The following is a 14,160-nucleotide window of genomic DNA, read 5'->3' on the forward strand; positions in this document are numbered from 1 at the left end:
TCGCCCGGAGACGTGGACCTCCACCTCGCCCAGGACGACCAGGCTCTGCGCGCCTGGCCTGAGCACCTGCGCGTGATGCCCCCGCATGAGCGAGCCGGAGCCGCCCGTGCCGGTCAGCCGACGAACTCCCAGTCGCCGTACTCGACCGTCGCGGCCAGCCAGTCACCGCCCAGCGCGGTGACAAAAGAACGAACCAGGGAGAGGTCGGCGACCCCGGCGACGAGGATGAGCCGTCCGTCGAGGGTGACCGACCCTCCGCCCAGCCGGTCACGCACCACCGGATCCGCCATGAGGCCCTCGTAAAGGCGTTGCACGTCGACACCGGGAACCTCGACGCGGACGGCGTCGACCGCCGGCGAGGAACTCGGCAGGTGCCGGAAGGTCAGGACCGACTCCTGGTCGAACTCCTTGCCTACGAGTTCCGCGATGTGCCGCAGTTCAAGTTCGTCGACGTCGTTCACGTCGAAGTCACGTGACCGCTCGTAGGTGACGTACTGCCCGGACGAGGACCAGAAGACCCCGTCGACCAGCGTGGATCCGCTGTACACCCCGCCGTTCGCCTGGATGATCGTCCGGACCTGGAGCGCGAACTCCGTCAGCCGCGTGTCGAGCCGCGGGTCGTTCGGGTCGGTGATGACATCGGTGTTGTTGGTGGCGAAGATCTCCGCCTGCGATGACCCGGGCAGGAGGGTGGGCGGCTCCGCGGCGGCCGCGGCCGCCGGCACCGTGCCCGGTGTGACGAAGGTGATGGTCAAGGCCAACAGCAGGGCGGCGGACCGACGTCTCATTACTGGCGTCCCTTCGGTGGCACGTCCAAAGCGCGATGACCCGATCTTGTAGCGTCCCCGGACCTAGATCAAGAGATTGCCGGGTTTTTCTACCGAAAAGCTCGGGATGGAGCGGGGGTTCGGCGTCGGGAAAACGCCGTGCATGGCCTGCTCGTGTCATGTTCCGGCGACCAGATCACGGTAGTACCGGATCTTGTCCTGGATGTGCCGCTGCTGGGCGCGCAGCGTGACCATCCGCTCTTCGACGTACCGGTCGTGCGCCTCCAGCAGCGCGATGCGGTCGGGGATGGTCTCGTCGTCTCCGTCGCGGGCCAGTTCGGAGAACCGGAGCATGTCCGCGATCGGCATGCCGGTCTCGCGCAGGCAGCGGAGCATGCCGAGCCAGCCGATGTCGTCCTCGCTGAAGCGGCGCCGCCCGGCCGCGGTGCGGTCGATCTCGCCAAGCAGTCCGATCTTCTCGTAGTAGCGCAGCGTGTCGAGGCTGAAACCGGTCTTCTCTGCGGTCTGTCCCGGGGAGTAGAAGCTCACGGGTCCAAGCGTCACGTCGGGCCGCCCCGCGGTCAAGCGAGTTGACCTGGAGTGCGCTCCAGAATGCAGAGTCGGTTCCGCAGACCCGATGACAGGCAACGAGAGGACCGACGATGACAATGCGGCAACGCGTGCTCGCCGACGGCACCGCCGTCAGCGCCCTCTGCCTCGGCGCCATGTTCTTCGGTACCAGGACCGACGAGGCGACGTCCTTCGCCATCCTGGACCGGTTCGTGGAGGCGGGCGGCACACTGATCGACACCGCCGACAACTACGCCTTCTGGATCGAGGGCGGCGCGGGCGGGGAGAGCGAGGCCGTGCTCGGCCGGTGGCTGGCGAGCCGGAACACCCGTGACCAGGTCAAGCTCAGCAGCAAGGTCGGGGCCCAGCCGACGATCCCCGGAACCTCCTGGGTGGAGAGTGGCGAGGGGCTGTCCCCCCAGGCGATCCGAGCGGCGATCGAGGGCAGTCTGCGGCGGCTGGGCACCGACCGCCTGGAGGTCTACTGGGCGCACATCGAGGACCGCTCCGTACCGCTCGAGGACACCGTCGACGCGTTCGCGGCGCTGACCGAGGAGGGCAAGGTCGGGGTCCTCGGGGCGAGCAACCATGCCATCTGGCAGGTCGAGCGCGCCCGCGCCCTGGCCCGTGCGCAGGGGCGGGCCGGATACACCTGTTTGCAGCTCCGCCACTCCTATCTCCGCCCGCGGTTCGACATCCACCTCGACGACCACGGGCACGGCGACGTCACCGCGGAGGTGCTGGACTACGTGCGCACCGAACCGGACATGAGCCTGTGGGCGTACAGCCCTCTGCTCACCGGCGCCTACACGCGCGCGGACAAGCCCCTGTCCGACAGGTACGACCATCCCGGCACACCGAGGCGGCTCGCGGTGCTGCGGGAAGTGGCGGACGAGCTGGGGGCCACGCCGATCCAGGTCGTACTCGCCTGGCTGATGGACGGCGAGCCGCCGATCATCCCGGTCGCCGGGGTGAGCTCGGTGGAGCAGCTGGACGAGCTGCTCGGCGCCATGGAACTGAAGCTCGACGACGAGCTCCGGCAGCGCATGGACGAGGCCGGCTGAGCGACGGGCGACCGCGACGGAAGGAGCCGGTGTGTTCGATGGCCCACAGCGCGGCCACCGAACACACCACTCATCCGGCGGGCGTCCCGGCATTCGCCGGGCTCACACCCGTACGCCCATGCCCGTACGCATGCCCGCCGGGCTAAGGCCGCCCGTGCAGGTGCTCGTGCGTGCGGTGGATCCGCTCCCACGACCGCGGTCGCTCCGGTGCGCTCGCGGTCAGCCTGGCCGCGTGCGCGGCGGGTCGCGCGGCCGGCCGGCCGGAGGTGAACAGCCAGGTCTTGAACAGCTCGTCGAGCTGTTTCCCTGAGACCTTCTCGGCGAGTGCCACGAACTCGGTGATCGTCGCGTTGCCGTACTTCTTCGCCGCGACCCACTCGCGCAGGGTTCGGAAGAACGCCGCGTCGCCGACGGTGTTGCGCAGGGCCTGAAGCGCGAGGGCACCGCGGTCGTACACCGACTCGTGGAACTCCTTGCCCTTGCCGGGGTCGCCCGGCTTCACCTTCCAGAACGAGCTGCTCGCCGGATAGAAGGCATAGGTGAAGTCGGCCAGTTGCTGCGCCGTTCCCTCGCCCTGCTTCTCCGACCACAGCCACTCGGCGTAGGTCGCGAAACCCTCATTAAGCCAGATATCACGCCAGGAGGCTACGGAGACGCTGTCACCGAACCATTGATGGGCGTTCTCATGCACCACGACATAAAGGTTCGAACCGCGCGCGAAGAAAGCCGGGCTGTAGAAGCTGCGGGTCTGCGTCTCCAGCGCGAACCGGACGTTGGTCTGCGGTACGTAGCCGCCGGCCGCGTCGAAGGGATAGGGACCGAAGATGCCGCTCTCCCACTCGATCACTTCGCCCGTGCGCTCGACGCTGGCCTTGGCCGCGCCCGCGGCGCTGCCGAGATTGTCGCTGTACGCCGTCACCATGGGCAGGCCGCTCTTCGTGGTGGCGAAGCGCATGTCGAACTTGCCGATCGCGAGCGTCGCCAGATAGGTGGCCTGGGGCTGCGACACCCGCCAGTCGAAACGCGTCCAGCCGAACTGGCTCGTCCTGCGGGTCAACACGCCATTGCTGATCGCCTTGGTCCCGTCGGGCACCGCGACCGAGACGTCATAGGTGGCCTTGTCCAGCGGGTGGTCGTTGCTCGGGAACCACCACCACGCCATCTCGGGCTCGTTGGCGGCCACCGCGCCGTCCACTGTCCGCTGCCACGGCGTGAGATTGTCGATCTTCACCTTCGACGGCGTGCCCGAATATCGCACGACCACGTTCATCGGCCGTCCCGCACGCAGGGTCGACGGCGGCGTGACCACCAGCTCGTGGCCCCCAGACGCGACGTACTTCGCGTCCTGCCCGTTCACCTGCACGGCGCTGACGTCGAGCGCGAAGTCCAGGTGGAACCGGGTCAGATCCTGCTTGGCCGTGGCGAGGATCGTCGCCGTGCCCTCCAGCTGGTCGCTGACCGGCTGGTACTTCAGGCGCAGATCGTAATGCGAGACGTCGTACCCGCCGTTGCCGTAGTCGGGGTAGTAGACGTCGCCGATGCCCGGTGCGCCCAAGCCGCTGTCGACCGCCGCCGCCGGCACCGCCACCAGCACGCCGACCGCACCGGCGGTCACGGCGATCAGCCGTGCGCGTTGCATGAGCATAAGACCTCCTCATGGGTTGTGTTCCGTCGGCGCCCCGGGCCGCTCGCCGTTCAGGGCGTCGACCAGGTGGTCTTCTCCCGGACGGGTCCGCGCGAACCCCGGCCGGCCGCATCGCGCGGCGAGTTCGCCGAATGACACGGCGTACGTCGCGACGGCCGCGGATGAGATCGTTCCAATGCCTGATTTCCAGGGATTGCTGGCTTTGCCTACTGCTTTGATGAGCGATTTCGAAATCCGGCAGGTATGGACATGGGTGTCGACGTGCGGTGTAATCGCTCCACCTCGGGGATGACAACTGTGAGACACGGGTGGCTCTTAGTGACCGAAGTGGTCCTGAACGCGGTGAGCAAGGTCTACCCTGGCGGGCATCTTGCGGTGGACGACCTGCGTTTGCATGTTCGCGATGGTGAACTGTTCGTGCTGCTCGGGCCCTCGGGATGCGGCAAGTCCACGGTTCTCCGGATGATCGCGGGCCTAGAGGAGATAAGTTCCGGCGACCTGATGCTGAACGGCACGCTGGCCAACGACCTCGACCCGAGAGAACGCAACGTGGCGATGGTCTTTCAGAACGGCGCGCTGTATCCGCACCTGAGCGTTCGCGGAAACCTCGCCTTCCCCCTCGAGATCGCGCAGGACGACGCCACCGCAACGCGGGAGAAGGTGGTCGAACTCGCCAAGGCGCTCGGGCTCGACCCGATGCTCGAACGCCGGCCGAGCACGCTGTCGGGCGGCCAGCGCCAGCGGGTCGCGATGGGCCGCGCCATCATCCGTGAGCCCTCGGTGTTCCTGATGGACGAGCCGCTCTCCAACCTCGACGCGACCCTCCGCACCGAGCTGCGCATGGAGATCGCCGCGCTGGTCCGCTCGCTCGGCGTCACGACGCTGTACGTCACGCACGACCAGGTCGAGGCCCTGACACTGGCCGACCGAATCGCGATCATGCGTCAGGGCGTGCTGCAGGACGTCGGCACGCCGCAGCAGCTCTACGACGATCCGGCCACGGTCTTCGTCGCCGCGTTCCTCAGCTCCCCGTACATCAACCTGCTCCAGGCCAACGCGTGGGCCGTGCAGGACGACGGGGTCATCCTGGACTTCGGCGGCCAGCGGCTCGTCGTGCCGTGGAGCGACCCCCGGTCGTCCGCCTTCATGGCCTGCCACGGATCACCCGTGGTGGTCGGCATCCGGCCCGACGCGCTGACCCTGGTACCCGAACCGGGCGCCGGGCCGACGTTGTCCGGCAGGCTGCGCGCGCTGGAGTTCCACGGGCACGAATGGATGGCCTACGCCGAGGCCGGCATCCCGGCGGTCGATCCCGAGGAGGTGACCGCGCCCCAGCAAGCGACGGCCAAGGTGCCCACGCCGACCAGCGGCGGACGTCTGAAGTCCTCCTTCGGCCGTCTGTTCGGCACGCCGGAATCGGTCGTCGCCGAGGACGCCGCCAAGAGCAGCGCCGGCCGCTCGGGGCATCACCGGCGGTCCGACCTGGTGTTCCGGATCGGCTCGAGCCGGGGTCTGACGACGGGCAGCGTCGTTCATCTCACCGTCGACCTCGATCGCGTTCTCGTCTTCGATGCCAACGGCGCCCGGATCGACCGCGTCCGGCGCTGACGGCCCGGCGCGTCACTCGACGGGCGGCGTCACGCCGTGAGGCGCCGGTACCATGCGAGAGCCGACGTGTCCGTGAGCGAGGCGACCTGGTCGATCACGACCCGGAGCCGGTCGGCGTCGTCGACCGCGTCGAGATAGGCGGCGTGGAAGACCCGGTCGAGGCTGTGCGGCGCGTCCTCGGCCAGCAGCGCGGCCAACTCGGTGATCAGCTCACGCTGCCGGATCCGGTTGACCTCGTGGCGGCTCCACACGTAGTGCGCGGTGATCCCCTTGAGCAGGTCGCACTCCAGCCGCTGCGCGCGCGGCACGATGAGATCGGCGTTGTAGCGGGACAGGGCGCCGTCGCCGTACACCGCGCGCGTCGCCTCCTCGGCGGCGAGGCAGAAACGCCCGATCAGCGTGCTCGTGAGGTTCTTCAGCCCGGCGAGGGTGGCCGAGGTGCCGTCATAGGTCTTCGGCCAGTACGGCTCCCTCAGCAGCGCGGCGAACCGCTCCTCAAGCTCCGCGATCTCGGCGTCGCTGTAGAGCTTCGCCGCCGCCACGCACACCGCGCGGCGCTCGGCGGAGTCGGCGAGCTGGTCGAGCCGTACGTGCCCGGCCACGAGCGCGTCCTCGAGGTCGTGCACCGAATAGGCCACGTCGTCGGACCAGTCCATGACCTGCGCTTCGAAGCACAGCCGCCCGTCGGGCGCTCCCTGCCGTACCCAGCGGGCGACCTCGACGTCGTCGAGGTAGACGCCGTACTTCGGGTTCTCGGACTTGGTCCACGGGTACTTCATCGACGCGTCGAGTGTCGCCCTGGTCAGGTTGAGCCCCACGCTCCTGCCGTCCGGCGCGAACGACTTCGGCTCGAGCCGGGTGAGGATGCGCAGGCTCTGGGCGTTTCCCTCGAAGCCGCCACAGCCCTGTGCGACGGCGTCGAGTGCCAGCTCGCCGTTGTGACCGAACGGCGGGTGGCCGATGTCGTGCGCGAGGCACGCGGTCTCGACGAGGTCGGGCGCGCAGCCGAGCGACCTGCCGAGCTCACGGCCGACCTGGGCGCATTCCAGTGAGTGGGTCAGCCGGGTGCGCAGGAAGTCGTCGGTGGGATCGGCCACCTGGGTCTTGGCCGCCAGGCGGCGAAGTGCCGCGCTGTGCAGCACACGGGCGCGGTCGCGCTCGAACGCGGTGCGCCCCCGCCGCTTGGCCGGCTCCGGCGCCCAGCGCTCCCGGTCGGCACGCGTGTAAACGCTCATCGCTCCTCAGCATAGGAGCCGGTGACCGTGGCCCCGCCGGTCCGGCTACTGGCGGCCCGTGACACGCGCCACGGTGACGTACCAGAGATAGCCGCCGGTCTCCCGGACGATGTAATGGAACTGGGTGTCGCGGGTCTGGACGCTCGGCCCACTGCGGGTCGGCGAGGCGGCCGCGTCGATCCCGTGGCCCTCGGCCATTCGCTTGGAGCGCAGGCCGTGCCAGGGGTCGGTGACGATGACCGCCGAGTCCCACTTGAGCCGCTGGAACGCCGTCCCGATCGCCTTCATGCTCTGCAGGGTGTCGGAACCCTCGGGCACCGCCACGACGCTTCTCTGCGGCACGCCTCGCTGCAGCAGCCAGTTCCGCCCGGCCTCCGCCTCGGTGAACCTGTCGCCTTCGCGCTTGCCGCCCACCGTGACGATGGCTGGCGCGACTCCCTTGCGGTAGAGCGAGAGGGCGTGCCTGAGCCGCCACTCCAGCGTCGGCGACGGCCGTCCGTTGTACTGGGCGGCGCCCAGCACGATGATCGCATCGGACTTGGGCCGCTCGTCCTGCCGCGCCTGGTACCAGACCCGCCATCCGACGGCGACCGGTGTCAGGATCGCGGCGGCGAGGAGCACCGCGAAGATCCGCAGGATCCAGACCAGTGGCCGGAAACGCCGCCGCCTGGGGCGGTGCTCCGGTGATTCGTCCTCGGCCCGCTCTTGCGGCTCCGGGGACTCGGCGAGTTCCACTTCCAACGTCATCGTGCTTGCCACGCTACGTTAGACGCGGGCCGGACCGTAGAAGGTTCAGCTCCCTCCGGGCGGTTCATACCTGAAGTTTGACCGGGGAGAGAGCCGAACCTTCCGCGTGAGTCAGCGGCTGTCGCTGCCGCCCGACTCGATCGTCGCCCTCCCGGCCTCGAGCCGCGCCACCGGGATCCGGAACGGCGAGCAGGAGACGTAGTCGAGCCCGATGTCGTGGCAGAAGTGCACCGAGTCAGGATCACCGCCGTGCTCGCCGCAGATGCCCAGCTTGATGTCCGGCCGGGTACGGCGGCCCTCCTCCACCGCGACCCGCATGAGCCGGCCGACGCCCTCCTGGTCCAGCGTCTCGAACGGTGAGACACCGAAGACGCCCAGTTTGAGATAGCGGCCGAAGAACGACGCCTCGACGTCGTCGCGGGAGAAGCCCCACGTGGTCTGGGTCAGGTCGTTGGTGCCGAAGGAGAAGAACTCCGCGGCCTCGGCGATCTGACCGGCGGTGAGCGCCGCGCGCGGCAGTTCGATCATGGTGCCGATCAGCGCCGGGACGTCGACGCCGGTCTCCTCCTTGACCGCGGTGAGGATCTCGAGGGCCTCCTCGCGGATGGCCTCGAGCTCCTGGACGGCCCCAACGAGCGGAATCATGATCTCGGGCCGCGGGTCGCCGCCGGCCCGCTTCCGCTCGGCCGCAGCCTCGGCGATGGCCTTGACCTGCATGGCGAACAGCCCGGGAATGACCAGGCCGAGCCGCACTCCCCGCAGGCCGAGCATGGGGTTCTGCTCGTGCAGGCGGCGGACGGCGTCGAGCAGTGTGCGGTCCTTGGGATCGGCGTCGTCGCCAGCGAGGGCCACCTTGACCGACAGGTCGGTGAGGTCGGGCAGGAACTCGTGCAGGGGCGGGTCGATCAGCCGGACCGTCACCGGCAGGCCGTCCATCGCCTCGAAGATCTCGACGAAGTCCTGCTTCTGCAGCGGGGCGAGCTGGTCGAGGGCCCCCTGGCGCTCCTCTGCGGAGTCCGCGAGGATGAGCCGCTCGACGAGCTGCCGCCGGTCGCCGAGGAACATGTGCTCGGTGCGGCACAGGCCGATGCCCTGGGCGCCGAACCGGCGGGCCCGCGCGGCGTCCTCGGCGTTGTCGGCGTTGGCCCGCACCAGCAGGCGCCGCTGCTCGTCGGCATGCCCCATGAGGCGGTGCACCGCCTGCACGAGCTCGTCCCCGTCGGCGGCCGCGAGCTCACCCTCGAAGTACTCCACCACGGGTGAGTTCACGACCGGTACGGCACCGAGGTAGACCGCGCCTGAGCCGCCGTCTATCGAGATGACGTCGCCCTCTTCGACGACCACGCCACCGGGCGCCTCGAAGCGGCGCTCCTTGAGGTCGATCTCGAGCTCCTCGGCACCGCAGACACAGGTCTTGCCCATGCCGCGGGCCACCACGGCGGCGTGCGAGGTCTTGCCCCCGCGCGAGGTGAGGACCCCCTGAGCGGCGATCATGCCGGTCAGGTCGTCGGGCGTGGTCTCCCGGCGGACCAGGATGACGTCCTCGCCGTCGTGAGCCAGCTCGACGGCGCGCTCGGAGGTGAACACCGCCTTTCCGACGGCCGCTCCCGGCGAGGCGTTCATGCCCTGGGTGAGCCGCTCGAGCCCGTCGGTGCGGGACTCGTCGAACCGAGGGAACATCAGCTGCGCGAGCTGCTCGCCGTTGACCCTGTGGACGGCCTCGTCCAGGTCGATGAGCCCCTGGTCGACCAGCTGGGTGGCGATGCGGAATGCGGCGGCCGCCGTGCGCTTGCCCACCCGGGTCTGGAGCATCCACAGCCTGCCCCGCTCGATGGTGAACTCGATGTCGCACAGGTCGCGGTAGTGGTTCTCCAGCGTTTCCATGATCTGGAGCAGCTCGTCGTAGGACTTCTTGTCGATCTGCTCCAGCTCGGCCAGCGGCACCGTGTTGCGGACGCCCGCGACGACGTCCTCGCCCTGCGCGTTCTGCAGGTAGTCACCGTAGACGCCGCTCTGCCCCGAGGCCGGGTCGCGGGTGAACGCGACGCCCGTTCCGGAGTCCATGCCCATGTTCCCGAAGACCATGGCCACGATGTTCACGGCCGTGCCGAGGTCGGCCGGGATGCGCTCCTGGCGACGGTAGAGGATCGCCCGGGGCGCGTTCCACGACTCGAAGACCGCCTTGACGGCGAGATCCATCTGCTCTCGCGGATCGGTCGGGAACGCCCGCCCCGCGTGCTCGCCCACGATGTCCTTGTAGGTCTTGACCAGCCGCTTGAGGTCCTCAGCATCGAGGTCGAGGTCGTCGGTGGTCCCCTTGGCCTCCTTGGCGGCGTCGAGGGCGTCCTCGAACACCTCGCCCTCGATGCCGAGGACGGTCTTGCCGAACATCTGGATCAGTCTGCGGTAGGAGTCCCAGGCGAACCGTTCGTTGCCGGCCTGCCTGGCCAGCCCGTGCACCGACTCGTCGTTCAGGCCGATGTTGAGAACGGTCTCCATCATCCCGGGCATGCTGAACTTCGCGCCCGAGCGCACGCTCACCAGCAGCGGGTCGTCGGGCTGCCCCAGCCGCTTGCCCATCTGCCGTTCCAGCACGGTGAGATGCTCGTCGATCTCCGCCTCGAGGCCCTCCGGCACGCTTCCGTGGTCGAGGTAGTGGCGGCATGCCTCCGAGGTGATCGTGAACCCCGGCGGGACGGGCAGGCCGAGGTTGGTCATCTCGGCCAGGTTCGCGCCCTTTCCGCCCAGCAGGTCCCTCAGGTCCTTGTTTCCCTCAGTGAAGTCGTAGGCGAACTTCGGCACAGGCGCTCCTCCACGCTCCGGTTCCACTAGTGTGGGAGGCGAAACGACCTCGGCCGCGCGCACGTCGCTGTACATGATGGCCAGGGGTGGTTTGTTTGCGCCTCCCCATGGCGGGACTGTACCCGGCATATCGCCGTTCACTTGGCGCCCGCCTTTCCGCGGCATGTCCGCCCAGGTCAGCCTATGAGTACTGGTCTACTCCAATCCGGACAAACGCGACAGACCTCCTGCATCGCGCGGACGTTCCGCACCCTCGTGGCTGGGATACTGGGGGGATGATGGACAAGCCGGGCGACCTGTTGAAGCCCACGATCTCCGTCGGCGGGCCGGCGGGACCGTTCGCGCCGATCGCCGATTTCGGATTCCTGTCGGACTGCGAGGCGACCGCGCTCGTCGCTCCGAGCGGGAGCGTGGAATGGATGTGCCTGCCGCGCATCGACTCGCCCAGCGTGTTCGGCTCCCTTCTGGACCGGGACGCCGGCTTCTTCCGGGTCGGCCCCGCCGGGGTCGAGGTACCCGCAGCACAGCGTTACATCCCCGGCACGATGGTCATGGAGACCACGTGGTGGACGCACGGCGGCTGGCTGGTCGTCACCGACGCGCTCCTGATGGGCCCCTGGCACCACGAGGACGAGCGGTCGCACACCCACCGCCGGGCCCCCACCGACTACGACGCCGACCATGTGCTGCTGCGGATGGTGCGCTGCGTGAACGGCCAGGTCCAGGTCCGGCTGGACTGCATGCCGGTCTTCGACTACGGCCTCGTGCCGGCCGACTGGGAGCACACCGGCGACGGCTACCACGAGGCGACCGCCCGCGGAAACGACGTCAACCTGCGGCTGACCAGCGACATGAACATCGGCTTCGAAGGCCCGCTCGCGACCGCCCGCACCCTGCTCAAGCAGGGCGAGTCGCGCTTCGTGGCGCTGTCGTGGAGCGAGCACGCGCCACCGCGCGCCTACGACGAGGCACTCGAGCGAATGATCTGGACGATCCACCATTGGCAGCACTGGCTGGACCGGGGCGACTTCCCCGACCACCCCTGGCGCAGCCACCTCCAGCGCAGCGCGCTCACCCTGAAGGGCCTCACCTACGCGCCCACCGGCGCGGTGGTGGCGGCGGCGACCACCTCGCTGCCCGAGACTCCGGGCGGCGACCGCAACTGGGACTACCGCTACACCTGGATCCGCGACTCGACGATGGCGCTGTGGGCCTTCTACACCCTCGGGTACGACTGGGAGGCCAACGACTTCTTCTACTTCATCACCGACGTGGCCGAGGCCGCCGACGGACGTCTGCAGATCATGTACGGCGTCGACGGGCGGGCCGAGCTCCCCGAGATCACTCTCGACCATCTGTCCGGCTACGACGGCGCACGGCCGGTACGGATCGGCAACGCGGCCTACATGCAGGCTCAGCACGACGTGTGGGGCGCCATCATCGGGTCGATCTACCTGTTCGTCCGCAAGCGGGACCGGCTCGACGACCGGCTCTGGACGATCGTGATCAAGCAGGTCGAAGAGGCCCTGGCCAACTGGCGCAAGCCCGACCACGGCATGTGGGAGGTGCGCGGCGAACCCCGGCACTTCACCTCCTCCAAGGTCTTCTGCTGGGTCGCGGCCAGCAGGGGCGCCGAACTCGCCCGCATCCGGGGCGACGCCGGGCGGGCCGAGCGCTGGCAGGAGGCGGCCGACGAGATCCACGCGGACGTGCTGGCCAACGCGGTGGACGAGCGCGGGGTGTTCACCGCCCACTACGACACCACGGCGCTCGACGCCTCGGCCCTGCTCATGCCGCTCCTCGGCTTCCTGCCACCGGAGGACAAGCGGGTGCGCGAGACCGTGCTGGCCATCGCCGATGAGCTCAGCGAGGACGATCTCGTGCTGCGCTACCGCCCGTCGGAGATCGACGACGGTTTCGCCTCGGACGAGGGCGCGTTCACGATCTGCTCGTTCTGGCTCGTGTCCGCGTTCGTCATGATCGGCGAGCTGGAGCGGGCGAAGTCGCTCTGCGAGAAGCTGCTGTCGTTCGCGAGCCCGCTGCAGCTCTACGCCGAGGAGATCGACCCGCACACCGGGCGGCATCTCGGCAACTTCCCCCAGGCGTTCACCCACCTGTCCCTCATCAACGCCGTGATCCAGGTGATCCGGGCCGAGCAGCGCGAGCGCCCCACGCCGTTCACCTGAGGACGTCCTCTGTACGGGCCGGAGGGCGGGTGGCGCTCCGGCCGGGCAGCGTCAGCACGGCGGCCGACCCGAGCACGGCGAGTACGGCCGCGGCGCCGAAGGCGGCCTGGTACCCATCGATGAGGGCGTGCGGTGCCGAGCCGCCGAGGGCCTGGGTGCGGGCGAGGGCGACGCTCGAGCAGATGGCGACGCCGAGCGCGGTCCCCATGGCGAAGGAGGTGTCGACCAGGCCCGCGGCCAGCCCCGACTCCTCTTCGGCGACACCGGTGAGAGCCGCGATCTGCGCGCACACGAAGGCCCCGCCCATTCCGGCACCGAAGATCAACAGGCCGACGAGCAGGACGCCCGTCGAGCCGGCGCCGGCCACCGCCGTGGCCATCAGCACACACGCCGCACTCAGCAAAACGGTCCCGGCCGCGGCGACCGACCGTACCCCCGACCTGGTCACGAGTCGCTGGCAGAACAGGGCACCGCCGACCGACGTCACCGTCATCACAGCGGCCGCCAGGCCGAACTGCAGAGCCGACCAGCCGCGCAGCTGCTGGACGTACGCGGTAAGGGTGACGAGCATGCCGTCGACGGTCATGCCGGCCGCGAGGATCACCAGGTTGCCCCCGACCAGGCCGGGCGAGCGCAGGATCCGCAACGGCACGAGCGGGGCCGCCGAGCGGCTCTCCACCAGGACGAACAGGCCCACCAGCACGGCGACCGCCAAGAGCAGGCCGGCGGTCCGCCCGCTCGCCCAGCCGGCCTCGGGCACCGTGATGATCATGTACGCGAGCAGAGCGAGCGCCGCGGTCACTGTGAGGGCGCCCGTGGTGTCGAACGCCCGGGCGGGCCCGGGGTCGCGGCTCTCCCGCAGCAGTATCGGGGCCAGGGCGAACACCGCGATCCCGACGGGAACGTTGAGCAGGAAGACCCATGGCCAGCCGAGTCCGTCGGTGATCACACCGCCCAGCAGCAGGCCGGCCGTCGCGCCGACACCCCCGACGCCGCCCCAGACGCCGAGCGCCCTGTTCCGCTCGGGCCCCTCGGGAAAGCCCGCCATCACCATGGACAGCGCGGCCGGAGCGATGATCGCCGCCGAGACGCCCTGCAGCGCACGGGCGGCGATCAGGACCTCGCCGCTCCAGGCCAGCCCGCAGAGCAGCGAGGACGCCACCCGCAGCACGAGCCCGGCCATGAACACGCGCCGCCTGCCGAGCAGGTCCGCGGCGCGGCCGCAGAACAGCAGCAGCCCGCTGAAGGCCAGCGCGTACGCGGTGACGGTCCACTGCAGATCCGCGTCGTCCAGACCGAGGTCCGCCTTGATACTCGGCAGGGCGGTGAGCAGAATCGTCCCGTCCAGAATGGTCATGAAAAAGGCCGTGGCGAGCAGGCCCAGCATCTGCCCGCGACGGGGGCTGCGGGAAGAGCTCATCGGGTTCGTCCTCCTTGGGGCCGTCCGGCACTCCCGGGTGGGTGCCGTCGCAGAGAAGTCGAAGCCGGAGGTCGCCGATGGACATTCGCGGGCCGGTGACCCGCCGGTGTCGCATC

Annotated in this window: 10 protein-coding genes; 3 read left to right on the forward strand and 7 right to left on the reverse strand. The window is 69.4% G+C overall.

Going from position 1 to position 14,160, the window contains the following annotated elements; genetic code table 11:
• Nucleotides 1-113 precede the first annotated feature (113 nt).
• Together HKK74_RS00275 and HKK74_RS00280 are read right to left on the reverse strand one after the other, a co-directional pair.
• Nucleotides 114-788, reverse strand: a complete 675-nt coding sequence (locus HKK74_RS00275; protein WP_222721720.1) for a hypothetical protein — start codon at nucleotides 786-788, stop codon at nucleotides 114-116.
• Between the two features lie 156 nt (nucleotides 789-944).
• Nucleotides 945-1,316 carry a MerR family transcriptional regulator gene (locus HKK74_RS00280; RefSeq protein WP_187240869.1) on the reverse strand — a complete coding sequence of 124 codons (372 nt, stop codon included), beginning with the start codon at nucleotides 1,314-1,316 and terminating at the stop codon, nucleotides 945-947.
• Nucleotides 1,317-1,435: 119 nt separating this feature from the next.
• On the opposite strand from HKK74_RS00280, the gene HKK74_RS00285 reads away from it, so the two are divergent.
• Nucleotides 1,436-2,401: an aldo/keto reductase gene (locus HKK74_RS00285; RefSeq protein ID WP_222721766.1), complete on the forward strand. Its 966-nt coding sequence runs from the start codon at nucleotides 1,436-1,438 to the stop codon at nucleotides 2,399-2,401.
• Nucleotides 2,402-2,543: 142 nt separating this feature from the next.
• On the opposite strand, the gene HKK74_RS00290 is transcribed toward HKK74_RS00285, so the two are convergent.
• Nucleotides 2,544-4,046: a M1 family metallopeptidase gene (locus HKK74_RS00290; protein WP_246491095.1), complete on the reverse strand. Its 1,503-nt coding sequence runs from the start codon at nucleotides 4,044-4,046 to the stop codon at nucleotides 2,544-2,546.
• A gap of 318 nt (nucleotides 4,047-4,364) precedes the next feature.
• Between HKK74_RS00290 and HKK74_RS00295 the strand changes: the two genes are divergently transcribed.
• Entirely contained in the window at nucleotides 4,365-5,654 is a 1,290-nt protein-coding gene (locus tag HKK74_RS00295) for an ABC transporter ATP-binding protein (protein ID WP_187240871.1), read from the forward strand.
• Nucleotides 5,655-5,683: 29 nt separating this feature from the next.
• Here the strand turns inward: HKK74_RS00295 and HKK74_RS00300 are convergent, their stop codons facing one another.
• The 3 genes from HKK74_RS00300 to ppdK form a co-directional block, all read right to left on the reverse strand.
• Entirely contained in the window at nucleotides 5,684-6,889 is a 1,206-nt protein-coding gene (locus tag HKK74_RS00300) for a deoxyguanosinetriphosphate triphosphohydrolase (protein ID WP_187240872.1), read from the reverse strand.
• Nucleotides 6,890-6,934: 45 nt separating this feature from the next.
• The gene (locus HKK74_RS00305) at nucleotides 6,935-7,636 is read right to left on the reverse strand and encodes a YdcF family protein (RefSeq protein ID WP_187240873.1); all 702 of its coding nucleotides are present in this window, start codon (nucleotides 7,634-7,636) and stop codon (nucleotides 6,935-6,937) included.
• A 111-nt stretch (nucleotides 7,637-7,747) separates the two neighbouring features.
• A complete protein-coding gene (gene ppdK, locus HKK74_RS00310; RefSeq protein WP_312881140.1) occupies nucleotides 7,748-10,438 on the reverse strand; it encodes a pyruvate, phosphate dikinase in 2,691 nt (896 codons plus the stop codon).
• Nucleotides 10,439-10,713: 275 nt separating this feature from the next.
• On the opposite strand from ppdK, the gene HKK74_RS00315 reads away from it, so the two are divergent.
• On the forward strand, nucleotides 10,714-12,624 hold the full coding sequence (locus HKK74_RS00315; protein ID WP_187240875.1) for a glycoside hydrolase family 15 protein: 1,911 nt from the start codon (nucleotides 10,714-10,716) through the stop codon (nucleotides 12,622-12,624).
• On the opposite strand, the gene HKK74_RS00320 is transcribed toward HKK74_RS00315, so the two are convergent.
• Nucleotides 12,617-14,044 (reverse strand): MFS transporter, encoded by a 1,428-nt coding sequence (locus HKK74_RS00320; RefSeq protein ID WP_187240876.1) that lies wholly within the window; start codon nucleotides 14,042-14,044, stop codon nucleotides 12,617-12,619. The genes HKK74_RS00315 and HKK74_RS00320 overlap by 8 nt on opposite strands.
• Between the last annotated feature and the right edge of the window lie 116 nt (nucleotides 14,045-14,160).

This window comes from Actinomadura alba (assembly GCF_014323705.1).
GTDB classification, from domain to species: Bacteria; Actinomycetota; Actinomycetes; order Streptosporangiales; family Streptosporangiaceae; genus Actinomadura_C; species Actinomadura_C alba.

Coding starts and splice junctions, on each gene's coding strand:
- HKK74_RS00275 (WP_222721720.1), bottom strand. CDS start 788: ATGAGACGTCGGTCCGCCGCCCTGCTGTTGGCCTTGACCATCACCTTC.
- HKK74_RS00285 (WP_222721766.1), top strand. CDS start 1,436: ATGCGGCAACGCGTGCTCGCCGACGGCACCGCCGTCAGCGCCCTCTGC.
- HKK74_RS00290 (WP_246491095.1), bottom strand. CDS start 4,046: ATGCTCATGCAACGCGCACGGCTGATCGCCGTGACCGCCGGTGCGGTC.
- HKK74_RS00300 (WP_187240872.1), bottom strand. CDS start 6,889: ATGAGCGTTTACACGCGTGCCGACCGGGAGCGCTGGGCGCCGGAGCCG.
- HKK74_RS00305 (WP_187240873.1), bottom strand. CDS start 7,636: ATGACGTTGGAAGTGGAACTCGCCGAGTCCCCGGAGCCGCAAGAGCGG.
- HKK74_RS00315 (WP_187240875.1), top strand. CDS start 10,714: ATGATGGACAAGCCGGGCGACCTGTTGAAGCCCACGATCTCCGTCGGC.
- HKK74_RS00320 (WP_187240876.1), bottom strand. CDS start 14,044: ATGAGCTCTTCCCGCAGCCCCCGTCGCGGGCAGATGCTGGGCCTGCTC.